General features: G+C 61.5%; 24 protein-coding genes and 2 tRNA genes. 11 read left to right on the forward strand and 15 right to left on the reverse strand.

The genetic code is table 11. The features are described from left to right. The 4 genes from ABOA88_RS23745 to ABOA88_RS23760 form a co-directional block, all read left to right on the forward strand. Positions 1–359, forward strand: a 359-nt coding sequence (locus tag ABOA88_RS23745) for a phage infection protein (RefSeq protein ID WP_440127992.1), incomplete at its 5' end; no start/stop codon positions are given. A 121-nt stretch (positions 360–480) separates the two neighbouring features. Further along, positions 481–1,113 (forward strand): TetR family transcriptional regulator, encoded by a 633-nt coding sequence (locus ABOA88_RS23750; RefSeq protein WP_043211922.1) that lies wholly within the window; start codon positions 481–483, stop codon positions 1,111–1,113. A 91-nt stretch (positions 1,114–1,204) separates the two neighbouring features. Further along, a complete protein-coding gene (locus ABOA88_RS23755; protein ID WP_196169228.1) occupies positions 1,205–2,323 on the forward strand; it encodes an AGE family epimerase/isomerase in 1,119 nt (372 codons plus the stop codon). Positions 2,324–2,376: 53 nt separating this feature from the next. Beyond that, positions 2,377–2,628 carry a hypothetical protein gene (locus tag ABOA88_RS23760; protein WP_367851642.1) on the forward strand — a complete coding sequence of 84 codons (252 nt, stop codon included), beginning with the start codon at positions 2,377–2,379 and terminating at the stop codon, positions 2,626–2,628. A 47-nt stretch (positions 2,629–2,675) separates the two neighbouring features. Here ABOA88_RS23760 and ABOA88_RS23765 read toward each other — a convergent pair whose 3' ends face one another. The 6 genes from ABOA88_RS23765 to ABOA88_RS23790 form a co-directional block, all read right to left on the reverse strand. Further along, positions 2,676–3,443, reverse strand: coding sequence for an SDR family oxidoreductase (locus tag ABOA88_RS23765; protein ID WP_196169229.1), 768 nt, complete (start codon positions 3,441–3,443; stop codon positions 2,676–2,678). A 600-nt stretch (positions 3,444–4,043) separates the two neighbouring features. Continuing rightward, positions 4,044–4,760, reverse strand: a complete 717-nt coding sequence (locus ABOA88_RS23770; RefSeq protein ID WP_043211932.1) for an ABC transporter ATP-binding protein — start codon at positions 4,758–4,760, stop codon at positions 4,044–4,046. Continuing rightward, positions 4,757–5,632 (reverse strand): ABC transporter ATP-binding protein, encoded by an 876-nt coding sequence (locus tag ABOA88_RS23775; protein WP_043211934.1) that lies wholly within the window; start codon positions 5,630–5,632, stop codon positions 4,757–4,759. Before ABOA88_RS23775 ends, ABOA88_RS23770 begins: the two co-directional genes overlap by 4 nt. Beyond that, positions 5,629–6,918 (reverse strand): high-affinity branched-chain amino acid ABC transporter permease LivM, encoded by a 1,290-nt coding sequence (gene livM / locus ABOA88_RS23780; RefSeq protein ID WP_070571145.1) that lies wholly within the window; start codon positions 6,916–6,918, stop codon positions 5,629–5,631. Before livM ends, ABOA88_RS23775 begins: the two co-directional genes overlap by 4 nt. Positions 6,919–6,920: 2 nt before the next feature. Next, positions 6,921–7,835, reverse strand: a complete 915-nt coding sequence (locus tag ABOA88_RS23785) for an ABC transporter permease subunit (RefSeq protein WP_070090462.1) — start codon at positions 7,833–7,835, stop codon at positions 6,921–6,923. Positions 7,836–7,992: 157 nt separating this feature from the next. After that, positions 7,993–9,129 (reverse strand): branched-chain amino acid ABC transporter substrate-binding protein, encoded by a 1,137-nt coding sequence (locus ABOA88_RS23790; protein WP_043211941.1) that lies wholly within the window; start codon positions 9,127–9,129, stop codon positions 7,993–7,995. Between the two features lie 528 nt (positions 9,130–9,657). Between ABOA88_RS23790 and pncB the strand changes: the two genes are divergently transcribed. Next, entirely contained in the window at positions 9,658–10,863 is a 1,206-nt protein-coding gene (gene pncB / locus ABOA88_RS23795) for a nicotinate phosphoribosyltransferase (protein ID WP_196169230.1), read from the forward strand. A gap of 3 nt (positions 10,864–10,866) precedes the next feature. Continuing rightward, a complete protein-coding gene (gene nadE / locus ABOA88_RS23800) occupies positions 10,867–11,694 on the forward strand; it encodes an ammonia-dependent NAD(+) synthetase (protein WP_367851641.1) in 828 nt (275 codons plus the stop codon). Positions 11,695–11,804: 110 nt separating this feature from the next. Here the strand turns inward: nadE and azu are convergent, their stop codons facing one another. Next, positions 11,805–12,254, reverse strand: a complete 450-nt coding sequence (gene azu, locus ABOA88_RS23805) for an azurin (RefSeq protein WP_196169269.1) — start codon at positions 12,252–12,254, stop codon at positions 11,805–11,807. Positions 12,255–12,603: 349 nt separating this feature from the next. On the opposite strand from azu, the gene ABOA88_RS23810 reads away from it, so the two are divergent. Beyond that, positions 12,604–13,191, forward strand: coding sequence for a TIGR00730 family Rossman fold protein (locus ABOA88_RS23810; RefSeq protein WP_196169270.1), 588 nt, complete (start codon positions 12,604–12,606; stop codon positions 13,189–13,191). Between the two features lie 122 nt (positions 13,192–13,313). Here the strand turns inward: ABOA88_RS23810 and ABOA88_RS23815 are convergent, their stop codons facing one another. The 8 genes from ABOA88_RS23815 to rnr all read right to left on the reverse strand — a co-directional run bounded on the left by ABOA88_RS23815 (position 13,314) and on the right by rnr (position 23,015). Beyond that, the gene (locus ABOA88_RS23815) at positions 13,314–15,614 is read right to left on the reverse strand and encodes a YgiQ family radical SAM protein (RefSeq protein WP_367851640.1); all 2,301 of its coding nucleotides are present in this window, start codon (positions 15,612–15,614) and stop codon (positions 13,314–13,316) included. A gap of 212 nt (positions 15,615–15,826) precedes the next feature. Next, positions 15,827–17,224 carry a replicative DNA helicase gene (gene dnaB, locus ABOA88_RS23820; RefSeq protein ID WP_196169378.1) on the reverse strand — a complete coding sequence of 466 codons (1,398 nt, stop codon included), beginning with the start codon at positions 17,222–17,224 and terminating at the stop codon, positions 15,827–15,829. Between the two features lie 113 nt (positions 17,225–17,337). Continuing rightward, positions 17,338–17,784 carry a 50S ribosomal protein L9 gene (rplI, locus tag ABOA88_RS23825; RefSeq protein ID WP_043211954.1) on the reverse strand — a complete coding sequence of 149 codons (447 nt, stop codon included), beginning with the start codon at positions 17,782–17,784 and terminating at the stop codon, positions 17,338–17,340. Positions 17,785–17,804: 20 nt separating this feature from the next. Further along, the gene (locus tag ABOA88_RS23830; protein WP_196169272.1) at positions 17,805–18,698 is read right to left on the reverse strand and encodes a hypothetical protein; all 894 of its coding nucleotides are present in this window, start codon (positions 18,696–18,698) and stop codon (positions 17,805–17,807) included. 33 nt (positions 18,699–18,731) lie between these two features. Continuing rightward, a complete protein-coding gene (rpsR, locus tag ABOA88_RS23835; protein WP_009403887.1) occupies positions 18,732–18,962 on the reverse strand; it encodes a 30S ribosomal protein S18 in 231 nt (76 codons plus the stop codon). A 29-nt stretch (positions 18,963–18,991) separates the two neighbouring features. Continuing rightward, the gene (gene rpsF, locus ABOA88_RS23840) at positions 18,992–19,417 is read right to left on the reverse strand and encodes a 30S ribosomal protein S6 (protein ID WP_043211961.1); all 426 of its coding nucleotides are present in this window, start codon (positions 19,415–19,417) and stop codon (positions 18,992–18,994) included. A gap of 275 nt (positions 19,418–19,692) precedes the next feature. Further along, positions 19,693–20,439: a 23S rRNA (guanosine(2251)-2'-O)-methyltransferase RlmB gene (rlmB, locus tag ABOA88_RS23845; RefSeq protein ID WP_070090470.1), complete on the reverse strand. Its 747-nt coding sequence runs from the start codon at positions 20,437–20,439 to the stop codon at positions 19,693–19,695. After that, a complete protein-coding gene (rnr, locus tag ABOA88_RS23850; protein WP_196169273.1) occupies positions 20,436–23,015 on the reverse strand; it encodes a ribonuclease R in 2,580 nt (859 codons plus the stop codon). The genes rlmB and rnr overlap by 4 nt, the downstream gene beginning before the upstream one ends. Positions 23,016–23,288: 273 nt before the next feature. Here rnr and ABOA88_RS23855 point away from each other — a divergent pair. The 4 genes from ABOA88_RS23855 (at position 23,289) to ABOA88_RS23870 (ending at position 26,397) form a co-directional block, all read left to right on the forward strand. Next, positions 23,289–23,375, forward strand: a tRNA-Leu gene (locus tag ABOA88_RS23855). Between the two features lie 87 nt (positions 23,376–23,462). Then, positions 23,463–23,549: transfer RNA gene (locus ABOA88_RS23860), tRNA-Leu, on the forward strand. Positions 23,550–23,818: 269 nt separating this feature from the next. Next, a complete protein-coding gene (locus ABOA88_RS23865; protein WP_367851639.1) occupies positions 23,819–24,832 on the forward strand; it encodes an extracellular solute-binding protein in 1,014 nt (337 codons plus the stop codon). Next, complete coding sequence (locus tag ABOA88_RS23870) at positions 24,832–26,397, forward strand: ABC transporter permease (RefSeq protein ID WP_367851638.1); 1,566 nt, start codon at positions 24,832–24,834, stop codon at positions 26,395–26,397. The genes ABOA88_RS23865 and ABOA88_RS23870 overlap by 1 nt, the downstream gene beginning before the upstream one ends. The last annotated feature ends 38 nt before the right edge of the window (positions 26,398–26,435 follow it).

Genomic DNA, 26,435 nt, shown 5'->3' on the forward strand with positions numbered 1-26,435 from the left:
AAGGTGGTTCCGATCGACTGATCGAGCGTAACAACCGCGTTGCCGAGGGTGGTTCTGATCGCCTGATCGAGCGTAACAACCGCGTTGCCGAAGGTGGTTCCGATCGCCTGATCGAGCGTAACAACCGCGTCGCCGAAGGTGGTTCCGATCGACTGATCGAGCGTAACAACCGCGTTGCCGAGGGTGGTTCCGATCGCCTGATCGAGCGTAACAACCGCGTTGCCGAGGGTGGCTCCGATCGTCTGATCGAGCGTAACAACCGCGTTGCCGAGGGTGGTTCCGATCGTCTGATCGAGCGTAACAACCGCGTTGCCGAGGGTGGTTCTGATCGCCTGGTAGAACTTGGCCGCATGGGCTGATCACCATGGCCGAGAACAACAACCTGCCAAGCAACACCTGCTCTCCTCCAAGCCCGGTCCATTGACCGGGCTTCGTTTTTTTATCTAGAGTGCCCAGTCGTACAGTCACAGAACACGCCCCATGCTGCCGCGCGCCGAACAGAAGCTACAGACACGCCAGGCCCTGCTCGATGCCGCCTGCCAGCTCATGGAGAGTGGTCGGGGTTTCGGCAGCATCAGCCTGCGCGAGGTAGCCAAGGCCGCGGGCATCGTCCCCACCGGTTTCTATCGGCATTTCACCGACATGGATGCCCTGGGCCTGGCCCTGGTGGCCGAGGTCGATGCAACGTTCCGCCAGACCATCCGTATCGTGCGGCACAACGAGTTCGAACTCGGAGGCATCACCGACGCTTCGGTGCGTATCTTCCTGGACGTGGTGGCGGCCCACCGCGCGCAGTTCCTGTTTCTGGCCCGCGAACAGTACGGGGGCTCCCAGGCCGTGCGCCAGGCCATTGCTCAACTGCGCCAGGGCATCAGCGCAGACCTCGCCACCGACCTGGCGCGCATGCCGCGTTGGCAGCATCTGGACGGCGCCGCCCTGGCGGTGATGGCAGACCTGGTGGTCAAGACCGTGTTCGCCACGTTGCCGGAACTGATCGACAGCCCTGACGCCGCCAATCCACAGGCCCTCACCCCGCAGGAAAAGATCACCCAGCAGCTGCGCTTCATCTTCGTGGGTGCGCGCCACTGGCAAGGGTTGGGAAACCCAGGCTGATCATCGCCAACAACGGCAAAGTACCGGCGCGAGCGCCCCACAACCCCATTCTGCTACCATGGCGCACTGCCCGATTGCGACGAGCGCCTTCATGTCCGACCCCCGCCCTACCCTGCCCGAACTGGCTCGCTTCAACCAGCACTTCGCCGACTGCATCGTGCCGCTGTGGCAGGGTCCAGGCTGGAATGCCGAACTCGCCCTGCCCTTCGAGGCCCTTGATGGTGAACACCGCCCCATGCCCGTGCAGCGCTACCGCGCCATGGCCTGCGCCCGGCAGCTGTACCTGTTCAGCAGCCGCATCGAGCAACCGGGCGCGGCCGAGCGTGCGGCGGCGCTGTTCCGCTCGCTGCAACGGCATTTCCACGATGCCGAACATGGCGGCTGGTTCTACAGCATCGATGCCCAAGGCCGGCCATTGGACAGGCGTAAGGACCTCTATACCCATGCCTTCATCGTCTTCGCGTGCGCCCATTACTGGGGCAAGGTGCGCGAGGGTCTGGTGGAGTCCGCGCTCAACGCCGCCCTGGATATCGTCGCCGAGCGCTTCGCCCGGGATGACGGGCTGTATGAGGCCAGCCTGGGCGAAGACTGGTCGGACCTAGGTAGCGGTCCCCTGCAAAATCCTCAGATGCACCTGACCGAAGCCTTCCTGCAAACCCTGGCGGTGCGCGACGACGATGCCGTCGAGCACGCCTTGTTGTCGCTGTGTGAAGCGCTGCAGGCGCACTTCGTCGATCCCGTTCACGGCTTGATGCTGGAGAAACCGAACGGGGCTGTGGATAACTGGTTCGAGCCGGGGCATCAGTTCGAATGGTTCTATCTGCTCGACACCTCGCCGCTGCTGCGCGGCACACCGTTGCATGCCTCCATCGATCGTGCGTTCACCTATGCCGAACAGTCCGGCGTGAAGGATTCGGCAGTGCTGGCCATGCTGGATGTGGCGGGTAAGGTGATCGACCCCACCCAACGCATCTGGGCGCAGGCAGAATACCTGCGGGCGCTGGCTTTGCGGCCAGGGAGCGAGGCGAAGTTGCTGGTGCAGTTGCACGCGCTTGAGGGTCGGTTCCTGCATGCCGGGGGCTGGTATGAATGCCGAGATGGCCAGGGCGAGGTCAGCCGGCACGACATGCCATCCACCACGCCCTATCACTTGGCGACCTGCCTGGAAGGCCTGCAGGCCGCCTATGCGGACAACACTTCCCTCTGCTGATCGACCGCGATGCTCCCTCTCCATTGTTCTCTCATCTTGGAGGAACACTGGACATGGAACAAAACGATTTCGCAGCATTCGTGGAAACGCAGATCAACAGGGCTGCCCAGAAGATCATCGACAGCAACAGCCAGCGCTACGATGAACACTCCCACGGGAAACTGAGCTTCCTGCTGAGCTTGCGTCGCGTGATGAGCAAAAAAGCCACCGCCGAGGATCTCGGCCGCCAGGACGCGATCAACGATGTGCTTCAGGCCCTGAACATCATCGAGCCCAATAAAACCTACCTGTCGCTGATCAAGTAAGGTATTGGCGGCACTATGCGAACCGGCCAAGGCCGGTTCGCATCCGTTCAGCCCTTGCTCGAGCGGTGGACCGAAAACCCCGCCCAGTCCTGGCTCACCGGCATCAACTCAAGGCTGTTGATGTTGATGTGCGGGGGCTGGTTGAGGACCCAGAAGATGGTTTCTGCAATGTCCTGGGGCTGGATCGCTTCGGCCCCCGCGTAGGTGGCATCGTACCGCGCCTGGTCCCCCCCGAAGCGCACCAGCGAAAACTCGCTCTCGCACAGCCCCGGCTCGATGTTGCTGACACGCACGCCGGTGCCGCGAAGATCGCAGCGCAGGCTCAATGAAAACTGCCCCACGAACGCCTTGGTGCCGCCATAGACGTGGCTGCCCGGATAGGGATAGTTGCCCGCCACCGAACCGACGTTGAGGATACTGGCCCCACGGCCATGGGCAATCAGGCGCGGCAACAGCAGCCGGGTCGTGTACATCAAGCCCTTGATGTTGGTGTCGACCATGGTTTCCCAGTCGTCCAGGTCGCAGTCCTGCGCAGGTGAGGCGCCCAGGGCCAAGCCTGCGTTGTTGACCAGGCCCTGCAGCTTGTCGAAAGCCGGCGGCAGGTTGGCAATCGCCTGTTCCATGGCCTTGCGATCACGCACATCGACCACCAGACCATGCACTTCGGTCTTGGCCGACAACTCGGCACACAGGGCGTCCAGGCGCTCCTTGCGCCGGCCGGTGAGCACCAGCTTCCAACCTGCCTCGGCGAAACGGCGGGCGGTGGCTTCACCGAAGCCAGACGTCGCGCCGGTGATGAATACGGTGGATGTCATGCGCCTCTCCTTCACGGTGGATTATCGTCGACCGATGTTCAGCATGGTCTGCGACATCGTCTCCAGCAAGCACGCCCGATGCTGGTCAATAAGTAGCCAACCCATTGAAAGCCTTGTAATAGAGGGGCTCAACACACCTATACGCACCTTATCCACAAGGCTTTCCCCACGGATTGGGGGAAACTCGTCACCCTGAGTGAACGCAGTTTGCCTAGCGCGTCTGTGGACAGCTTTTCCGGTGATGGCCCAACGCTTTCAATTGTGCCGCTTGCAGCGGTCTGTCCAAGGCTTTTTCACAGAGTTATCCACAGACTTAGGCAGGCATGGACACGCTGTTTGCAGACTGCACGGCAGCCGCAAAAACATCCACAAGACTGACTTGATCAAAAAATATACAGAGCCCCGCAAGGCGCGCCAGCAAAGGCGTAGAGACACCTGCCACCATGTTTTCCACAGGCGGCTCCACACGATCCGTGGACAAAGCGAAGCCTGTGGAAACAATGACTTGCGCAGGGATTCTGCGGATACTCATGCAGGGTATGCGACAAGTTGTCCACATGGGCGTGAACAACCGGGCCGCATTGCGGCCCGGTTACTGGGTCAGTGTCCGCCGAGGTAGGCGTTGCGCACTTCCTCGTTGACCAGCAGTTCCTGCCCCGTACCGCTCATGCGGATCTGGCCGTTGACCATCACATAAGCCCTGTCGGAGAGCTTCAGCGCATGGTTGGCGTTCTGCTCCACCAGGAAGATGGTCATCCCTGTCTTGGCCAGCTCGCGCAAGGTCGAGAAGATCTGCTTGACCACGATCGGCGCCAGCCCCAGTGACGGCTCGTCGAGCAGCAGCAGCTTGGGACGGCTCATCAATGCCCGGGCAATGGCAAGCATCTGCTGCTCACCGCCGGACATAGTCATGGCCCGCTGGTTACGACGCTCCTTGAGCCGCGGGAACAGTTCGTACATGCGCTGCATGTCTTCATCGGCATGCTTGTCGCCAATCGGGATGGTCCCCATCATCAGGTTCTCCTCGACAGTCATGTCGGGGAACACCCGGCGCCCTTCCGGCGACTGGGCAATGCCGTTGGAGGCGATGTAGTGCGACGACTTGCGAGTGATGTCGGTACCCCGGTACACGATCTGCCCGGACGCCGCCCGAGGCTGGCCGAAGATCGACATCAGCAGGGTCGACTTGCCGGCGCCGTTGGCCCCGATCAGGCTGACCGTCTCGCCTTCGTTGATGTGCATGCTGACTTTCTTCAGCGCCTGGATGGGCCCATAGAACACATCCAGGTCCTTGAGCTCGAGAATGGGTGCACTCATACCAGTTCCTCTTCATCGGCACCCAGGTAGGCGGCGATCACCGTCGGGTTGTTGCGGATGTCCTGCGGCGCACCTTCGGCAATCACGTTGCCGTGGTCGAGCACCACGATATGGTCCGAGATGCTCATGACCATGCCCATGTCGTGCTCGATGAGCACCACGGTGATGTCGTGCTCGTCGCGAAGCACGCGGATCATGCGGCTCAGGGCTTCGGTTTCCTGGGGGTTGAGACCGGCAGCCGGTTCGTCCAGGCAGATGATCTTCGGCCGTGTGCACATGGCCCGGGCGATCTCCAGGCGGCGCTGCTGCCCGTAGGACAGCTCGCCGGCCAGGCGATTGGCGCAATCGACCAAATCGACCACCTCCAGCCAGTAGAACGCATGGTCCAGGGCATCGCTTTCGGCCTTGCGGTAGGCCTTGGTGTTGAGCACGCCAGCCAGCAGGTTGCGGTTGACCCACATGTGCTGGGCCACCAGCAGGTTCTCCACCACCGACATTTCCTTGAACAGGCGAATGTTCTGGAACGTCCGGGCCAGGCCTGCGCGGTTGACCAGGTGGGTACCGCCGAACATCTTGTAGTACAAGCGGTTGGCAAAACGCGCCGGGGACACGAAATCCGCCGCCTGGAAGCGCTCGCCCAGCAACTGGATCACGTTGGTGCGGCCGCCGCGCACGTTCAGTTCGATGCGCCCGCCACTGGCCTTGTAGAAGCCAGTCAGGCAGTTGAACACTGTGGTCTTGCCGGCGCCGTTGGGGCCGATCAGGGCGAAGATCTGGTTGCGCCGGACCTTCAGGCTGACATCGCTGAGCGCCTTGATGCCGCCGAACTGCATCATCAGGTTATCGACCGAGAGAATGATATCGTCGCTCATGGCGCCACTCCTTTACGCGGGGTCACACCGGCACGGCTGATGCGGATCAGCCCTCGCGGTCGCCAGATCATCATCAGCACCATCAGCACACCAAACAGCAGTACCCGGTATTCGGAGAAGCTGCGCAGCAGCTCCGGTGCCACGGTCAGCACGAAGGCGGCAATCACCACCCCCACCGTCGAGCCCATGCCGCCGAGCACCACGATCGCGAGAATCAACGCCGATTCGAAGAAGGTGAACGAAGACGGGTTGACGAAGCCTTGATAGGTGGCGAAGAACACCCCAGCCAGGCCAGCGGTGGACGCGCCCAGGGTAAACGCCGAAAGCTTGACCAGCACGTGGTTCAGGCCCATCGAACGGCAGGCGATCTCATCCTCGCGCAGCGCCTCCCAGGCCCGGCCGACCGGCATGCGGGTCAGGCGGTGCTTGATGTACAGAACGGCCAGCACGACGATGAACAGCACCGCGTAGATGAACACGAACTTGAGGTTGGCGTTGTATTCGAAACCGAAGAACTCGTGGATGGGCACCCCGCCATCCTTGGCACGACGGCCGAACTCTAGGCCCATGAAGGTTGGTGCCGGTGCCGGCATGCCGTTGGGGCCGCCGGTGAACGACAGCCAGTTGTTCAGCACCAGGCGGATGATCTCACCAAAGCCCAAGGTCACGATCGCCAAGTAGTCGCCATGCATCCGCAACACGGGGAAACCGAGTATGCACCCGGCCAGCGCCGCGGCAATGGCCGCCAGCGGCAGCACGCTCCAGAAGCCCAGGCCAAGGTACTGGTAACCCAGGGCCAGGCCATAGGCACCAATGGCGTAGAACGCCACGTAGCCCAGGTCGAGCAGGCCCGCCAGACCCACCACGATGTTCAGGCCCAAGCCCAGCAGCACGTAGATCAGGCCGAGGATGACCACGGTGAGCAGGTACTTGTTGGCAAAGACCGGAAACACGATGGCGATGACGATAAGCGCCGGAATGATGTAACGCAGCCGTGACTTGTAGTCAGGCGCCAGCACGTGCACGCCCGAGCCGCCACTTTCGAAGCCCTGGAGCATGCGCTGCCCCGAGGCAGTCTGCACAAACAGGCTGAGCAGGAAGCGCCCCAACATCACCCCTCCGACCAGCCAGGCCACGCGACGGGGTTCTGCATTGAAGCTGTAGCCGTCGAGCACCACGCCGACGACAGGGCCAAACACGATCAGGGCAAGCAGGCCAGCGACGATGGTCTCCAGCAGGCTGCGCTTGATATCGAAACCGGAAGAAACAGTATTGGCAGCAGACATGTTCACACCTTAGCCACGAGCGGGCGACCCAACAGGCCTTGGGGACGGAAGATCAGGATCATCACCAACAGTGAGAAACTGAACACGTCCTTGTAGTCGGAGTTGATCAGGCCGGAGAACAACGACTCGGAGATCCCCAGGATGATTCCGCCAAGCATGGCGCCAGGGAGCGAGCCAATGCCGCCGAGCACCGCGGCGGTGAACGCCTTGATGCCGATGATGAAGCCGGCATAGAAGTCGAAGGTGCCGTAGTTCATGGTGATCAGCACGCCTGCGAGGGCAGCCATCACCGCACCGATGACGAACACGTAGGAGATCACCCGGTCGGTGTTGATTCCCAGGATCGAGGCCATCTTGCGGTCTTGCTGGGTCGCGCGGCACATGCGGCCGAGCTTGGTGTACTTGATCACATAGGTGAGCAGGGCCATGCCGACGAAGGCCGCCACCAGGATGAAGATCTTGGTGTAGGTCAGTTGCACGAAGCCGGTCCCCACTTCGACGCGCCAGGCGCCTTCGAGCAGGGTGGGCACGCCTTGCTGGCGGGCGCCCTGGCTGATCTGCGCGTAGTTCTGCAGGATCAGCGAGATGCCGATGGCACTGATCAGCGGTGCCAGGCGGGTGGAGTTACGCAGGGGCTTGTAGGCGATGCGCTCGATGGTGAAGCCATAGATGCCCGTGACGACGATGGTGAACAACAAGGTTCCCAACATCAGCAGCGGAAACGACTCGACACCGAAATAGGCCAGCAATGCCAGGCTGATCGCCGCGAGGTATGCGGAGATCATATACACCTCGCCGTGCGCGAAGTTGATCATGCCGATGATGCCATAGACCATTGTGTAGCCGATGGCGATCAGACCATAGACAGACCCAAGGGTCAGTCCATTGATCAGTTGCTGCAGGAAAATACCATCCATAACGCAATCTCACCTGATTGAGATTGCACGAGCGCCGACCACGGCGGACCACCGCTGAAGCGGCCCTCGCAGCGCAGAACTGTGCAGATCTACGGATAAAGACAGGTACCGCGGGGCTGCGGCCCGGAGCACTGCGCATCCGGGCCGGTCGCCATTGTTATTTTTGTTTTTCCAGCTGGTGGTACTTGCCGTTGGCATCCCACTGGTAGACCACGTAGTCGGAGACGGTCAGGTCGCCCTTGTTGTCCCACTTTTTCTCGCCCATGACGGTCTGAACCGGGTTGGCCTTGAGCCACTTGGCAGCGTCTTCGCCCTTGTTCGACTTGGCGCCGTTGAACGCGGCAGCCAGGGCCTGGAGGGAGGCGTAGGCGTACAGGGTGTAGCCTTCAGGTTCGGTACCGGCCTTGCGGAACTCCTCCACCACCGCCTTGCTGTCAGGCAGCAGGCGCGGGTCGGCGCCGAAGGTCATGTACACGCCATTGACGTACTGGGCACCGCCAGCGGTGGCTACCAGTTCGTCGGTCACGATGCCGTCGTCGGACATGAACTTCACATCCTTCAGACCTTGTTCGCGCAGTTGGCGTACGAGTGGGCCGGCTTCTGGGTGCAGGCCACCGAAGTAGACCACGTCGGCACCGGTGGAACGAATCTTGGTGACCACCGCGCTGAAGTCTTTCTCGCCACGGGTCAGGCCTTCGTACAGCACAGGTTTCACGCCACGTTTTTCAAGCTGCGCCTTGGTCGCATCGGCCAGGCCCTGACCGTAGGTGTCCTTGTCGTGCAGGACAGCGACTTTCTTGCCCTTGAGCACATCGACGATGTAGTCGCCGGCCACGATGCCCTGCTGGTCGTCGCGACCGCACATGCGGAACATGGCCGAGAGCCCGCGCTCGGTCACCTGCGGGTTGGTCGAGCCTGGGGTGATGGCGATCACGCCAGCTTCGTCGTAGACCTCGGAGGCCGGGATGGTGTTGGAGGAGCAGAAGTGACCGACCACGCCGATGACTTTGTCCTGGTCGACCAGACGGTTGGCCACGGCCACGGCTTGCTTCGGTTCGCAGGCGTCATCGCCCTTGACCAGGATGATCTTCTCGCCGTTGACCCCACCTGCGGCGTTGATCTTGTCGGCTGCCGCCTGGGCACCTTTCATGTACTGCTCGCCAAACGCTGCGTTGGCGCCGGTCATCGGGCCTGCGACACCGATCTTCACATCGGCCTGAACAAACGAGGAAACACCCAGTGCCGAAGCTACGGCGAGAGCCAGGAAACCTTTCTTGTAAAACGTCTGCGACATGAGGTGGTGCTCCTTAGAGTTTTTTTGGTTGGCACTACAACTTTCAGCACTGAGCTCAGAGCAAGCGCCGTGCCAGCAGATTTGTCTTCGTCGCAAAACGCAGTGAGAGAGCGGACTAAAGGCGACCGACGGCCTTTTCTTTATTGAGCGTGCAACCGTCTAACCTAGACAAGTCGCAACCCCGCTGGCCATTCTGTGCAACCGCTCGGTGCCATCATTGCAACCCTGGCAAGTGTTTACGTGCAACCGCCCTGTAACAGGGCGACGTCACCGAACTGCACACTGCAGGTGCACAACTGCTACAGGCGGCACCGTTACGAGGCGGCGCAGTGTGTAGGAAAGTGCCCTGATCACGGGCGACAAAAGCGCCAAATCGCGGGACAAGCCCGCTCCGACAGGGGCCGCCCGGGCCGAACGCACGGGCCGTTACCGACGCCAATGTGCTCACCACGGCGCAAACGCTGGCACAATGACGCGGATTCCGCGCGCCTGCTTTGTGACGCGAGCGCCGCCACCTGGAGCCCCTCAATGAGCGAGAGCGCATTTGCCGAGCGCATCGTGCACAACCTGCTCGACACCGACTTCTACAAACTGACCATGATGCAGGCCGTCCTGCACAACTACCCGGATGCCGACGTGGAATGGGAGTTCCGCTGTCGCAACGGCGAGGACCTGCGCCCTTACCTTGACGAAATCCGCAAAGCAATCGAACACCTCAGTGACCTTACCTTGGACGAGGGGCAGTTGGCCTTTCTCGAGCGCATCAGCTTCCTCAAGCCCGACTTCCTGCGTTTTCTTGGGCTGTTTCGTTTCAACCTGCGTTACTTGCGTATTGGCATCGAGAACGATCAGCTGTTCTTGCGCCTTCGTGGCCCGTGGTTGCATGTGATCCTGTTCGAAGTGCCGTTGCTGGCTATCATCAGCGAAGTGCGCAATCGTCATCTACACCCGCGCATGCGCCTTAGCGAGGCGCGCGATCAGCTGTACCGCAAGTTCGACTGGCTGCGCGCCCATGCCAGCGACGAGGAGCTGGCCGAACTGCAAGTGGCCGACTTCGGTACCCGGCGGCGCTTTTCCGGTCGTGTGCAGGAAGAAGTGGTACGGGTGTTGCGTGATGACTTCCCGGCGCGCTTCGTCGGCACCAGCAACGTGGACCTGGCCTGGAAGCTGGATGTCAGGCCCTTGGGCACCATGGCCCATGAGTGGATCATGGCCCACCAGCAACTGGGGCCGCGGCTGATAGACAGCCAGATCGCCGCATTGGACTGTTGGGTACGCGAATACCGTGGGCTTTTGGGCATCGCCTTGACCGACTGCATCACCATGGACGCCTTTCTGACCGATTTCGACCTGTATTTCGCCAAGCTTTTCGACGGCCTGCGCCATGATTCTGGCGAGCCGGTGGCCTGGGCAGAAAAGGCCATCGCCCACTACCGCAAACTGGGCATCGACCCGATGACCAAGACGCTGGTGTTCTCCGACGGCCTGAACCTGACCCGCTCACTGGAAATCTTCCGTGCCCTGCGCGGTCGCATCAATGTCAGCTTCGGTATCGGCACCAACCTTACCTGTGACATTCCAGGTGTAGCGCCGATGAGCATCGTGCTTAAAATGACCGACTGCAACGGCTCGCCGGTGGCCAAGATCTCAGACGAGGCCGCCAAGACCCAGTGCCGTGACGAGAACTTCGTCAATTACCTGCGCCACGTATTCAAAGTCCCCAGCAAGGAGTAACCCATGCAAGCCGTTCAGCGAGAGATTGCGCAGCAGCTCAAGGTGCAGCCACCGTTTGCCGACGCCGCCGCGCTCCAGGCCGAAGTCACCCGGCGCGTGGCTTTCATCAAGGGATGCCTGGCCAATGCTCGGCTCAAGACCCTGGTCCTGGGCATCAGCGGCGGGGTCGACTCGCTGACCGCCGCCCTGCTCGCCCAGCGCGCGGTCAATGAGTTGCGTGCCGAGACCGGTGACGACAGCTACCGCTTCATCGCCGTGCGCCTGCCCTATCAGGTGCAGCACGACGAACACGACGCCCAGGCCTGCCTGGATGTGATCAAGGCCGATGAAGTGCACACCGTGGACATCGCCCCGGCTGTTCGAGCCCTGGCGGCCGAGACCAAAGCCCTGGAAGGTGGGTCGCCGACCCTGGTGGATTTCGTCGTGGGTAACGTCAAAGCGCGCATGCGCATGGTGGCCCAGTACGCCATTGCCGGCGCCCGAGGCGGCCTGGTGATCGGTACCGACCATGCCGCCGAGGCGGTGATGGGCTTTTTCACCAAGTTCGGTGACGGCGCCTGCGACCTGGCACCACTGAGCGGTCTGGTGAAGAACCAAGTGCGAGACATCGCTCGCAGTTTCGGTGCACCAGAAGCGCTGGTGGAAAAAGTCCCGACCGCGGACCTGGAAGACCTGGCGCCGGGCAAACCGGACGAAGCCTCCCACGGCGTGACCTACAAGCAGATCGACGCGTTCCTGCACGGCGAGCCGGTCAGCCAAGAGGCGTTCGACATCATCGTCGCCACCTACCGCAAGAGCCAGCACAAACGCGAGCTGCCGTTCGCGCCTTGATCAGACGCTAGAAACGCCTGTGGGAGCGGGCTTGCCCGCGAATGCCATGGCAGGCCGCCGAGGCATTCGCGGGCAAACCCGCTCCCACAGGTTATACGCTCAGGTTTCGCTTACTTGACGATGACCTTGCCCTTCATCATCGAGATGTGGCCTGGGAAGGTGCAGAAGAAGCTGTAGTCGCCACCAGCTTCCAGCTTGGAGGTGTCGAACTTCACTTCGGTTTCCTTCTCGGGCGCACCGATCATCTTGGTATGGGCGATGATCCCAGCATTGGCGGCGTTTAGGTAGTCGTTGTCCAGTCCCTTGCTCATGCCCTCGGTGGCGATGCCCTGCATGTCAGCAGTCTTGCTGATCACCAGGTTGTGGCCCATGACGTTCTTCGGCAGGCTGCCGGAATGGGTCAGCTTGACGGTGAACTCTTTGCAGCTCTTGTCGACAGTGAATTCCTTGGTGGTGTAGGACATCTGGTCGGTGGACTCGACAGTCACCGAGCACTCGGCTGCAAAGACAGAAGCGCTGGCGAGGGTCAGCAGGGATACCGCTACAGCTTTCGCAAACATCATGAATCTCCTTGGCAGGGTTTTATCATTGCGAGACTGCCTGAAACCGCCCGCCTCCCCGCTGATGTGGGTCAAGGAGGATCAAGGCCTCAGCCAGTAGATTTGTTCAATGGATTGTATACAACCAATCTAAGTGCACATCATGCCCTCTTAATGGACGATGGGACAACCTCTCATTCAGGAGCAAGTACCATGACCTTGAGCAGCATGATGCGCAGCCTGCTGGCTGCCTACGCCTGTGGCGCCAGTGGCGCGGCTGTCTGCGAGTTCTCCCGCCCCGAGTGAATCGGCGCTTGGAAGCAGCAGGCATGCGCCTTACCCTGTGCGCGCATGTGAAGGGAGATGAGCAATGCCTGTACGTTCCGTTTGTGTCTTCTGTGGTGCCAGCATGGGCACCAACCCCGCTTATCGCGAAGCCGCGGTAGCCCTTGGCCAGGCCATCGCCCGGCGCGGCCTGACCCTGGTCTACGGCGGCAGCTCCGTTGGCCTGATGGGCGCTGTGGCCGATGCGGCCATGGCGGCTGGCGGCGAGGTGATCGGCGTCATGCCGCAAAGCCTCATCGATGCGGAAATCGGCCATAAAGGCCTGCCACGGCTGGAAGTGGTCGACGGCATGCACGCCCGCAAGGCACGCATGGCCGAGCTGAGCGACGCCTTCATCGCCCTCCCGGGCGGCCTGGGGACGCTTGAGGAACTGTTCGAAGTCTGGACCTGGGGCCAGCTGGGCTACCACGCCAAGCCGCTGGGCTTACTGGATGTGAACGGGTTCTATGAAAAGCTGGGCGGGTTCCTCGACCATATCGTCGAAGAAGGCTTCGTAAGACCGCAGCACCGGGCGATGCTGTTGCTCGGCAAGCAGCCGGATGAACTGCTGGATGCGATGGAGGAGTTCGTGCCGCCCGTGCTACCCAAGTGGGTCGACAAGAAGCCTGATTGATTTCGATCGATGGGTCCGACACCTGACCTGTGGGACAGGTTTACCCGCGAATGCGTCGGTAGATACACCACAGCATTCGCGGATAAGCCCGCCTCCACAGGGTCCGGTGCCCAGACGACCGATCAGCGCGGAATGACTGGCTGGCGAGGCTTCTTCTTGCCTTTACCGCCCTTGGCCGCCTCCTTACGCTCCTTGGCCGCCTGTTGGTTGCGGGCGAACGCTTCGGCCTTGGCCTTCTCACGTTTGTCCCACGGCTTGCTGCCATCGCTGGCGCGCGGCGGCAGGCCGGTGTGCTGGGTCAGGATCTTCTGGTCCTTGCCCACCTTGTGGCTGCCGGCAGGGGTCGAGTTCTTGCGGCGAGCACTCTGGTAGCTGTCGGTCTGCGGCTGATGCAGCGGGATCAACTGGTGCTTGCCCGGACCGATCAGGTCGGCACGCCCCATGCGCTGCAGCGCTTCACGCAGCATTGGCCAGCCCTTCGGATCGTGATAGCGCAGGAACGCCTTGTGCAGGCGGCGCTGCTCCTCGCTCTTGACGATCTCCACCCCTTCGCTCTTGTAGGTCACCTTGCGCAGCGGGTTCTTGCCCGAGTGGTACATGGCCGTGGCCGAGGCCATTGGCGAAGGGTAGAACGCCTGCACCTGGTCGGCGCGGAAACCATTGCTCTTGAGCCACAGGGCGAGGTTCATCATGTCCTCGTCGGTGGTGCCGGGGTGCGCGGCGATGAAGTACGGGATCAGGTATTGCTCCTTGCCCGCTTCCTTCGAGAACTTCTCGAACATGCGCTTGAAGCGGTCGTAGGTGCCGATCCCCGGCTTCATCATCTTGTCCAGCGGCCCCCGCTCGGTGTGCTCCGGGGCAATCTTCAGGTAGCCGCCGACGTGGTGGGTCACCAGTTCCTTGACGTACTCCGGAGACTCCACGGCCAGGTCGTAGCGCAGGCCCGAGGCGATCAGGATCTTCTTCACCCCTGGGAGGGCACGCGCCTTGCGGTACAGCTCGATCAGCGAACTGTGGTCGGTGTTGAGGTTCTCGCAGATGCCTGGAAACACGCAGGACGGCTTGCGGCAGTGCTTCTCGATCTCGTGGCTCTTGCAGGCGATGCGGTACATGTTGGCGGTCGGACCGCCGAGGTCGGAGACCACGCCGGTGAAACCCGGCACCTTGTCACGCATTTCCTCGATTTCGCGGATGATCGAGTCGTGGGAGCGGTTCTGGATGATTCGGCCTTCGTGCTCGGTGATCGAGCAGAAGGTGCAGCCGCCAAAGCAGCCACGCATGATGTTCACCGAGAAGCGAATCATCTCGTAGGCCGGGATGCGCTCCTTGCCATATACAGGATGCGGGACACGTGCGTAAGGCATGCCAAACACGTAGTCCATTTCCTCGGTGGTCATGGGGATGGGTGGCGGGTTGAACCACACGTCCACCTCACCATGCTTCTGCACCAAAGCGCGGGCGTTCCCGGGGTTGGTCTCCAGGTGCAGCACACGGTTGGCGTGGGCGTAGAGGACCGGGTCGTTGCGCACCTTCTCGAACGATGGCAGGCGGATCACCGACTTCTCGCGGGTCATGCGCGGGCTGTCGAGAATCTGCACGACCTTGGCTTCGTTCGGGTCCTCGACTTCACCCTTGGCCTGCTCGATGGCGCAGGCCTGGGTGTCCTGGGTGTTGACGTAGGGGTTGATGATCTTGTCGACACGTCCTGGGCGATCGATGCGGGTCGAGTCGATCTCGTACCAGCCCTCTGGCGTGTCACGGCGCACGAAGGCGGTGCCGCGTACATCGGTAATGCTCTCGATGCTTTCGCCCTGGGACAGGCGCTGGGCGACTTCGACGATGGCGCGCTCGGCGTTGCCGTACAGCAGGATGTCGGCGCTGGCATCGATCAGGATCGAGTGACGGACCTTGTCCTGCCAGTAGTCGTAGTGGGCGATACGACGCAGGGAGGCCTCGATGCCACCGAGCACGATCGGTACATGCTTGTAAGCTTCCTTGCAGCGCTGGCTGTACACCAGGCTTGCCCGGTCGGGGCGCTTGCCCGCCAGGCCACCCGGGGTATAGGCATCGTCGGAACGGATCTTCTTGTCCGCGGTATAGCGGTTGATCATCGAGTCCATGTTGCCTGCCGCGACGCCGAAGAACAGGTTCGGCTCGCCAAGCTTCATGAAGTCGTCCTTCGACTGCCAGTTCGGCTGGGCAATGATGCCGACGCGAAAGCCCTGGGCTTCCAGCAGCCGGCCGATGATGGCCATGCCGAAGGACGGATGGTCGACGTAGGCGTCTCCGGTCACGATGATGATGTCGCAGGAATCCCAGCCGAGCTGATCCATCTCCTCCCTGCTCATGGGCAGGAACGGTGCCGGCCCGAAGCATTCGGCCCAGTACTTGGGATAGTCGTAGAGTGGTTTGGCTGCTTGCATGTCAGTGACCGGTTCTGGTGTGCAGGGAAATCGCGGGCGCGGAATATAGCACAAAATTTGATCAAATCCGACGATAGTGGTCGGATTCGTGCGCTCACAAAAAGAGACTTCCGCCCTGTGGGAGCGGGTTACCCGCGAATGCGATGGCGCAGGGTCCACTGTATTCGCAGGCAAACCCGTCCTCACAAGGGACAGACGTACCGCTGGAGGGGTTATTCGTCGTCGTCGAAGTTGTACATGCCCGGAGCGAGGTTCTCGAAACGGGTGTACTTGCCGATGAACGCCAGGCGGATGAAGCCGATGGGGCCGTTACGCTGCTTGCCGATGATGATTTCGGCGATGCCCTTGTGCTCGGTCTCAGGGTGATACACCTCGTCACGGTAGACGAACATGATCACATCGGCGTCCTGCTCGATCGCTCCGGATTCACGCAAGTCGGAGTTCACCGGGCGCTTGTTGGGGCGCTGCTCGAGGGAGCGATTGAGCTGCGACAGGGCGATGACCGGGCAGTTGAACTCCTTGGCCAGGGCCTTGAGGGAACGAGAGATCTCGGAGATCTCGTTGGTCCGGTTGTCACCGCTGGAGCCTGGGATCTGCATCAACTGCAGGTAGTCGACCATGATCATGGCGATATCACCGTGCTCGCGGACCAGACGACGGGTGCGGGCACGCATTTCCGAAGGACTGATGCCGGCGGTATCGTCAATGAACAGCTTGCGGTCGTTGAGCAAATTGACCGCCGAGGTCAGGCGCGGCCAGTCGTCGTCGTCCAGCTGACCGGAACGCACCTTGGTCTGGTCGATGCGCCCCAGGGACGACAGCATACGCATGATCAGCGCATCGCCGGGCATCTCCAGGGAGAACACCAGCACCGCCTTGTCGCTGCGCAGCACTGCGTTCTCCACAAGGTTCATGGCGAAGGTGGTCTTACCCATCGAGGGACGGCCCGCGACGATGATCAGGTCCGCCGGCTGCAGGCCGCTGGTCTTCTCGTCCAGGTCGGTGTAGCCGGTGGACAGGCCGGTGATGTCGCTGTCGGAGTTGAACAGTGTGTCGATGCGGTCGATGGCCTTGGTCAGCAGCTCGTTGACGCCTACCGGGCCACCGGTCTTGGGCCGCGCTTCGGCGATCTGGAAGATCTGCCGCTCGGCGTCATCGAGGATTTCCGCGGCATTGCGGCCCTGGGGGTTGAAAGCGTTGTCGGCGATATCGGTGCTGATGCTGATCAACTGGCGCAGCGTGGCCCGCTCGCGAATGATCGCCGCATAAGCCTTGATGTTGGCCACCGACGGCGTGTTCTTGGCCAGCTCGGCCAAGTACGCCAGGCCGCCGATCTGGGTCGACAGACCTTCCTTGTCCAACTGCTCGTGCAGCGTGACCACGTCGAACGGCTGGTTCTGATCCACCAGTTTGTGGATGGCGCGGAAGATCAGGCGGTGGTCATGCCGATAGAAATCACCGTCCGAGACCTGGTCCAGCACCCGCTCCCACGCGTTGTTGTCCAGCATCAGGCCACCGAGCACGGCCTGTTCGGCCTCGATGGAATGCGGCGGCACCTTGAGGGCGGCAGTCTGCAGGTCTAGTTGTTCGGGATTGCTGATCTCGTTCATGTCCACGCGAAAAATCTGGGTGATGAAAAAGACAAAGGGCACGACCTGCATGATGCAGGACCGTGCCCGATGTTAACCGGCTGGCCCCAAGGAGCCAACCGATTCGCGGCAGCTTAGGCTGCGACGACAACCACGCGAACGGTGGCTTCAACGTCGCTGTGCAGGTGCACGGCAACGTCGTATTCGCCGACGTTACGGATGGTGCCGTTCGGCAGACGAACTTCAGCCTTGGCCACTTCAACGCCGGAGGCGGTCAGGGCGTCAGCGATGTCGTGGGTGCCGATCGAACCGAACAGCTTGCCTTCGTCACCAGCGGTGGCAGTGATGGTCACTTCCAGCTCGGCCAGTTGGGCAGCGCGGCTTTCAGCCGAAGCTTTACGCTCGGCAGCAGCTTTTTCCAGCTCGGCGCGACGCTCTTCGAACGCAGCCAGGTTGACGGCGTTGGCAACGACGGCCTTGCCGAAAGGCAGCAGGAAGTTACGGCCGTAACCACCTTTTACTTTTACTTTGTCGCCCAGGTTGCCCAGGTTGGCGACTTTTTCCAGCAGGATCAGTTCCATTTGGTAAAACCTCTTAACTTTTAACCTTCACCGTTCGCGGAATCGTCACCCTCGTGAGGGGACTTGCGACCGCGAAAATCAATCAGGCTATCGACAATGGCCAAAACCACGAGCAACGGATAAGTCAGCTGCATGAACAGCACCAGCGTCACGTACAACCCCACCAGCCAAAATTTGGCCAGGCGCTTCTGGGCCACCAACCCATGCAACAGGGCAATCCCCGCGAACATGAGCGGCACACTGCACAGTGGCGTCAGCAATGCCAGGCCAGAACCGAGGTTCGGGCCGAACAGCATGCAGGCCAACAGCACCAGCATCGGCGCCAGGGGAATCCGTACCGCGTGAAACTCGCGGCCGAAACCTCCCGGGTTGTACAACACGGCTTGCCAGTAGCGACCCAACATCAGGGCCAGCACGCTGACAACTTGCAACAGGGCCGCAATCAGGCCGCCGAGCACCGGTACGATGAGGCTTCCAAGGTGTGCCTGTTCCTCTACCGACAACTGCTGGTAGAGGCCGTCGAGCATCTGCGGCAGGGCTTTTTCAAGCGCTCGCGCCAGAGCTTCAATCGGTTCGCGGAACACCGAACCAAGCACAACACCGTACAACAGGCCCAGGGCGATGCTGGACAACAGCACCCGGTTCCAGGAATGCCCGGCGCGCAGCAGCGCAGCCAGCCCCAGCGTCCCCAGCAGCACCATCAAGGTGCGTGGCTCGCCGAAGATCCACCAGGCCAACGCCGGCAAGATGCCCCAGACGATGACCGAGGAAGCGTCCTTGAAACCGCGCCGCAGGAACACCAGGCTCCCGGCGGCGGCACTCAACCAGAACAACAGCGGCAACGCCGCACAACCGGCCACCACAATGGAGGCCTGCACACGACCGCGCATGATGAAATCAGCCAACGCTCGCATGCTTATCCCTTGCTACTTGTCGACGACCCGGTCTCAGCGGCCGTGGCTGTCGGTGTAGGGCAGCAGGGCCAGGAAGCGGGCGCGCTTGATAGCGGTAGCCAGCTGACGCTGATAACGAGCTTTGGTACCGGTGATACGGCTTGGAACGATCTTGCCGGTTTCGGATACGTAAGCTTTCAGGGTGTTGAGATCTTTGTAGTCGATCTCTTTCACGTCTTCAGCAGTGAAGCGGCAGAATTTACGACGACGGAAGAAACGTGCCATGTAATAGGCTCCTCAAAAAGGTCCGTGGATTACTCGTCAGCGTTATCGCTGTTGTCGCTGTCGTTGCTGTCGTCGCCATCGACGCCATCAGCAGCTTCAGGACGCTCGCGACGCTCACGGCGCTCGCTGCGGTTCTCTTCGGCCTTCAGCATCTCGGACGGGCCGGTGACGGCTTCGTCGCGACGGATGATCAGGTTACGGATCACGGCATCGTTGTAGCGGAAGTTGTCTTCCAGCTCGGCCAGGGCCTTGCCGGTGCACTCAACGTTCAGCATCACGTAGTGAGCCTTGTGAACGTTGTTGATGGCGTAGGCCAGCTGACGACGGCCCCAGTCTTCCAGGCGGTGGATCTTGCCGCCGTCTTCTTCGATCAGCTTGGTGTAACGCTCAACCATGCCGCCGACTTGCTCGCTCTGGTCCGGGTGAACCAGGAAGATGATTTCGTAATGACGCATGAATGCTCCTTACGGGTTAGTAGTCTGCCAGCACTCTGGTCAGACAAGGAGTGAATGACACTGTATGTCTTGCCTTGGAAAGAGGCACATGCGCGCCTGCCTGCTCGGCAAGGGGCGCAATTGTAGAGAAGGCGGGGAGTACAAGCAAGGTGGCTGGTGATTATTTGAACAGCCAGAAACAAATTGGCGAAGCTCCCGCGAAAGAGGCGTCGCCCCTTTCGCAAGCAACCCCGCTCCCACAGCCGTGTAGAAGCGGATTCAACCGCGAACAGGCATCAGCCCTTGGCCTGACGCTGGCGCACAGCCTCGAACAGGCACACCCCGGTAGCCACCGACACGTTCAGACTGCTGACGCTACCGGCCATCGGCAACTTGACCAGGAAGTCGCAGTGCTCGCGAGTCAGGCGACGCATGCCCTTGCCCTCGGCGCCCATGATCATCACCAGCGGGCCAGTCAGATCCTGCTGGTAGATCTCCTGCTCGGCCTCACCCGCGGTCCCGACCACCCACAGCCCACGCTGCTGGAGTTTCTCCAGGGTACGGGCAAGGTTGGTCACGGCCACCAGCGGGATCACCTCGGCAGCGCCGCAGGCGACCTTGCGCACAACGGCCGTGAGCGTTGCCGACTTGTCCTTGGGAATCACCACCGCTGTGACACCGGCAGCATCAGCCGTACGCAGGCAGGCACCGAGATTATGCGGGTCGGTGACACCATCGAGCACCAGAATCAGCGGTGGTCGCTCGGCACGCTCGAGCAACTCGTCGAGCATGGCCTCGCCCCACACCTGGCTCGGGCTGACCTCGGCGACGACGCCTTGGTGCACACCTTCGACCCAGGCATCGAGCTCGCGGCGCTCGGCCTGACCGACGGGCACGCGGTTTTCCGCCGCCAAGGCCAACAGGCCCTGGATACGCGGTTCGCTGCGCCCCTCGGACAACCAGATCTGCTTGACCCGCTTGGGATGGTGCTGCAACAGCCCCTGCACGGCATGCACGCCGTAGATTTTTTCCAGCTGACTCATGACTTGTTCTTGCCTTTGCGCGGCGCGCCGGACTTCGACGGCCCCTTGCGATGCTTGGTCGGCTTGCCGGACGCCTTGGCGCCTTTGTCCGACTTGCCGCTGGCGTGGCTGTGACGGGCCTCGCTCATCAGCGCCTTTTTCATTTCCCGGCTTTTGCGAACTTCGGCGTTACGCTGCACGGCATCCTTGGGGAAGTACGCCTCGGCGGTCTCGCTTTTACGGCTGCGCGGCTTGGGCGAGATCTTCGCCTCGACTGCAGGCGCCGGCTGGGCCGCAGGTGCCGCTTTGCCGGACGCGGCAGCAGGTTTGCGCCCGACCGGGGTGTTGACGCTCGCCTCGGACATCTCGAAGTCGATCTTGCGCTGCTCCAAGTCGACGCGCATGACCTTGACCTCGACAGTGTCGCCCAGGCGGAAGCTGCGACCGCTGCGCTCGCCGGACAGACGGTGGTGCACCGGATCGAAGTGGTAGTAGTCACCCGGCAAGGCGCTGACGTGCACCAGGCCTTCCACATAGATGTCGGTCAGTTCGATGAACAGGCCGAAGCCGGTCACCGCGGTGATCACGCCCGGGAAGGTCTCACCGACACGGTCGCGCATGTATTCGCATTTGAGCCAGTTAACCACGTCGCGCGTTGCCTCGTCGGCACGTCGCTCGGTCATCGAGCACTGCTCGCCCATCTGGTCGAGGGTGTTCTCGTCGTACGGGTAAATGCGCGCCTTCGGAATGCTCATGGCACCCGCCCGCTTGACATGCGGGGTATCGATCTTCGAGCGGATCACGCTGCGGATGGCGCGATGCACCAGCAGGTCCGGGTAACGGCGGATCGGCGAGGTGAAGTGGGTGTAGGCCTCATAGTTCAACCCGAAGTGGCCGTTGTTCTCGACGCTGTACACCGCCTGGCTCAACGAGCGCAGCATGACGGTCTGGATCAGGTGGAAGTCCGGGCGCCCGGCAATGCTCGCCAGCAAGGCCTGGTAGTCCTTCGGCGAAGGCTCCTTGCCCTTGTGCAGCGACAGACCCAACTCGCCCAGGAATGCACGCAGTTTTTCCAGGCGCTCCGGTGGCGGGCCATCGTGCACGCGGTAGAGCGCCGGAACGCCGTGCTTCTGCAGGAACTCGGCAGTGGCGACGTTGGCCGCCAGCATGCACTCCTCGATCAGCTTGTGGGCATCGTTGCGTACGGTCGGACGAATTTCATCGATCTTGCGGTCTTCACCGAAGATGATGCGGGTTTCCTGGGTCTCGAAGTCGATCGCACCACGGGTGTGGCGAGCCGCTACCAGCACCTTATACAGGGCATAGAGGTGCTTGAGGTCCGGCAGTACCGCGCTGTACTCCTCGCGCAGGGCCTTGCCTTCGCGGGTACGGGCGTGTTCGAGCATGCTGCTGACCTTGTTGTAGGTCAAACGGGCATGAGAATGGATCACCGCTTCATAGAACTGATAGTCGACCATCTGGCCGGCCTTGTTAATGGTCATTTCGCAGACCATGGCCAGGCGATCGACATGCGGGTTCAGCGAGCACAGACCGTTGGACAGCTCCTCGGGCAGCATCGGAATCACGCGCTCGGGGAAGTAGACCGAGTTGCCACGCTGCTGCGCCTCGACATCCAGGGCCGAACCTAGGCGCACATAGCTGGAGACGTCAGCGATCGCCACGTAAAGGCGCCAGCCGCCCGAGAACAGCCGCAGCTTGCCCAAGGGCTCGCAATAAACGGCATCGTCGAAGTCGCGGGCATCCTCGCCATCGATGGTGACGAATGGCAGATGACGCAGATCGATGCGCTTTTCCTTGTCCTTCTCTTCGACCTCAGAGCGGAACTTGCGCGCTTCCTTGATAACGTCCTTAGGCCAGACGTGAGGAATGTCGTAACTACGCAGCGCAACATCGATCTCCATGCCGGGCGCCATGTAGTTGCCGATCACCTCGACCACATCGCCCTGGGGCTGGAAACGTGGGGTCGGCCAATGGGTGATCTTGATCTCGACGAACTGGCCAATCTTCGCACCACCGTTGCGCCCGGCGGTCACCAGCACTTCCTGCTGGATCTTCGGGTTGTCGGGAGTGACATAGCCAATGCCACCTTCCTCGAAGTAGCGGCCGACCACGCTCTCGTGTGCACGGGAGATGATTTCGACCAGTACACCTTCACGGCGACCACGGCGATCGACGCCGGAAACCCGGGCCAGGCCACGGTCGCCGTCGAACACCAGACGCATCTGCGCAGGGCTCAGAAAGAGGTCTTCGCTGCCGTCATCAGGAATCAGGAAGCCGAAACCATCGCGGTGGCCGGAGACGCGACCGCAAATCAGGTCAAGCTTGTCTACCGGGGCATAGGTGCCGCGCCGGGTATAGATAAGCTGGCCATCGCGCTCCATGGCGCGCAGACGGCGGCGCAGGGCTTCGATCTGGTCTTCTTCGTGCAGGCCGAACTCGGCGGCCAGCTCTTCGCGAGCGGCCGGTTCGCCACGGTCGGCGAGACGCTGCAGGATCAGCTCACGGCTAGGAATGGGATTTTCGTATTTTTCCGCTTCGCGAGCGGCCTCGGGATCGAGGGATTGCCAATCGGCCATCAGAAGAGGTTCACCTTGGGGTATATAGATAAGAATTCTGGCATAGGCGTATTGAAACCGGAAATGTCTGCCTTGGACAGCCCCAGCGGAGCGTCGAGGTCGAGGCAATAGGCCTGCGGAATCAACAAGTTGAATTTTTTGAAATTTTTTTTGATCCGGGGCTTTACAGCCCTCAGGAGCGTCCGTATAGTGCGCACCACAACGACGGACAGCCGACGTTGTAGTTGAGATGAAACGCGATGTAAAGCATCATGTGACCTCAACGAAATGTGTGCCCAGGTGGCGGAATTGGTAGACGCGCTGGTTTCAGGTATCAGTGGCTTAACGGCCGTGGAAGTTCGAGTCTTCTCCTGGGCACCAACTATTTTCAAGTAACAGATGACCAAGGATCTGTTACTACTGTGTGAAGCGAACGATAGTCGCCTTACACAGAAGATGTAAAGCTTTGCCCAGGTGGCGGAATTGGTAGACGCGCTGGTTTCAGGTATCAGTGACTTAACGGTCGTGGAAGTTCGAGTCTTCTCCTGGGCACCATACAAAAAACCCACTAGCTTGCTAGTGGGTTTTTTCTTGCCTGCGATTTAGCCCCTGCCCTCTGCGGGAGCGGGTTCATCCGTAAATACCGGCAAAGCCGGCGCCAAGCACTGCGTATCGCTCTTCGCAAGCAAACCAACCCCACCGGGAAGAGACGCACCGCCTTAGCCCTTTGCCTGTTGATGAATTTCTCGCCATACGGCCACTTGAGAAACGATTTCGTTTACCATTGTTTCCAAATATGTAGCCGTAAGCGAGGAAGTACCCGCATGACGATCCGCCCGCAACAGCTGATGCGCAGCCTGGCCGCCGCTCTCTTGGGCCTGGTGATCGGCGCACCGGCCGCCTTGGCTGACGAACCGGTCACGCTGACCCTGTACAACGGCCAGCACAAGGAAATCGGCGAAGCCATCGCCAAGGCCTACGAGGCCAAGACCGGCATCCATATCAATATCCGCAAGGGCAGCAGCAACCAGCTGGCCAGCCAGATCATCGAAGAGGGCGATCGCTCGCCCGCCGATGTCATCTACACCGAAGAATCCCCACCCCTGAACAACCTGGGCGAGCTGGGCCTATTGGCGAAAATCGATGATGCGACCTTGGACATGCTGCCCAAGGAATACGTCGGCGCCAACGGCACCTGGATGGGCGTGACCGCGCGAACCCGGATCGTGGTGTTCAACCCCAAGAAGATCGACGAGAAGGACCTGCCGAAAAGTGTCATGGACTTCGCCAACCCCGAGTGGGATGGCCGTGTCGGCTACGTGCCTACCAGCGGCGCCTTCCAGGAACAAGCCGTGGCCATCCTCAAGCTGCATGGCCGCGAAGCGACCGAGGAATGGCTAACCGGCCTCAAGGCCTTCGGCAAGGCCTACACCAACAACATGGTAGCCCTCAAAGCCGTCGAACGCGGTGAAGTCGATACCGTGCTGGTGAACAACTACTACTGGTACGCCCTCAAGCGCGAGCGTGGACAGTTGGACTCCAAGCTTTATTACCTGGCCGACGGCGACGCCGGCAACCTGGTCACCATCTCGGGTGCCGGCGCCGTCAAGGCCAGCAAGCACCCGAAGGAAGCCCAGGCCCTGCTCAACTGGATGGCCAGCGAAGAGGGCCAGCGCGTCATCACCCAGACCACCGCCGAGTACCCACTGCATAAAGGCATGGTCTCGGATCAGGGCCTGAAGCCGTTCGAAGAGCTGCGCCCACCAAAGATCTCGCCGGCGGACCTTGGCAACGCCGAGGAAGCCTTGGAGCTTGAACGCGAGGTCGGCCTGCTCTGATGACTGCCACCCTACCCCAGCCAGCCCTGGCGCGCTTCGTGCCACGCCGCAAGCGCCCGTCGATCTGGGTGGTGCTGCCCGTCCTGTTCCTGGTGGCGATGAGCTTGCTGCCATTGCTCTATGTCGCCCTCAAGGCATGGCAAGCCGGCTGGCATGAAGCGTTTCGCCTGCTCTGGCGCCCCTTCGTCTGGGGGCTGCTGCGCAACACCTTGATGTTGATGGTGGGGGTTACGGTGGCCTGTCTGATCGTCGGATTGGCGTTGGCCTGGCTGCTGGAGCGCAGTGACCTGCCAGGCCGCCGCCTGTGGGGTGTAGTGCTGTGCCTACCCTTCGCTGTGCCGTCGTTCGTCAGCAGCTTCACCTGGGTGTCGCTGAGTTCGGACTTCGAGGGCCTGGGCGGGGCGATCCTGGTCATGGCGCTGTCGAAGTACCCACTGGTGTTCCTGCCCGTGGCCGCGACCCTGCGCAACCTCGACACCTCTCTTGAGGAGTCGGCGCGCACCCTGGGCTGCAGCCGCTGGGGCGTGTTCTTCAAGGTCACCCTGCCATTGCTGTGGCCCTCGATGATCGGCGGCGCACTGCTGATTGCCCTGCACATGCTTGTGGAGTTCGGCGCCCTGTCCATCCTCGGCCTGCAGACCTTCACCACGGCCATCTACCAGCAGTTCGAACTGGAGTTCAGCAACGCTAACGCGGCCATGCTTTCGGCAGTACTGCTGGCGCTGTGCCTGGCGATGCTCTGGCTGGAGCTGCGCGTGCGCGGCAAAGCGCGCCACGTGCGGATCGGCCAGGGCGTGGCACGTCGCGGTCAACCGGTTCGCCTGCGGGCCTGGATGCCACTGGGGCAGGTGTTCTGCCTGTCACTGGCCGTGCTGGGCAGCGGCATCCCCTTGGCCATGCTCGGCTACTGGTTGAGTGTGGGTTCATCGGCAGCATTTCCGGTTACGGAAATCGGCAAGGCGCTGCTGACGTCGCTGTCAGTCTCCTTGGGCGGAGCCGGTTTTTGCGTGCTGCTGGCGCTGCCCATCAGCTTCCTGGTGGTGCGCTACAAGGGCCGCCTGGCGATCTGGGCCGAGCGCCTGCCCTACCTGCTGCATGCCCTGCCAGGGCTGGTAATTGCACTGACGCTGGTGTTCTTCGCCCTGCACTATGTGCCGGCCCTTTACCAGACATCCGCCCTGCTGCTGCTGGCCTATGCCTTGCTGTTCCTGCCACTGGCCCAGGCCCCCGTGCGCACGGCCCTGAACAAGGCCTCACCCACGCTCGAAGAAGCGGCCCGCACCTTGGGTGCCAGCAGCTTCGGTGCCTTCTGCCGGGTGACTCTGCCGATCATCTTCCCAGCTCTGGCGGCCGCCTTCGCCTTGGTGTTCCTCGATGCCATGAAGGAGCTGACCGCCACCCTGCTACTCAGCCCTACCGGCATGACCACGCTGGCAACAGAAGTCTGGGCGCATACCGCCAACGTCGAATTCGCGGCAGCGGCGCCTTATGCGGCGCTACTGATCGTAGTGTCGGGGTTACCGGTGTATTTGCTGACGACACGGATGTATCTGAACAAGGCGTAAACCTTTTCGCAGAACCCACCCTGGCGGAACTTTGGGGT

Origin of the sequence: Pseudomonas sp. PKS (genome assembly GCF_051913525.1) — a bacterium.
GTDB lineage: Bacteria > Pseudomonadota > Gammaproteobacteria > Pseudomonadales > Pseudomonadaceae > Aquipseudomonas > Aquipseudomonas guariconensis_D.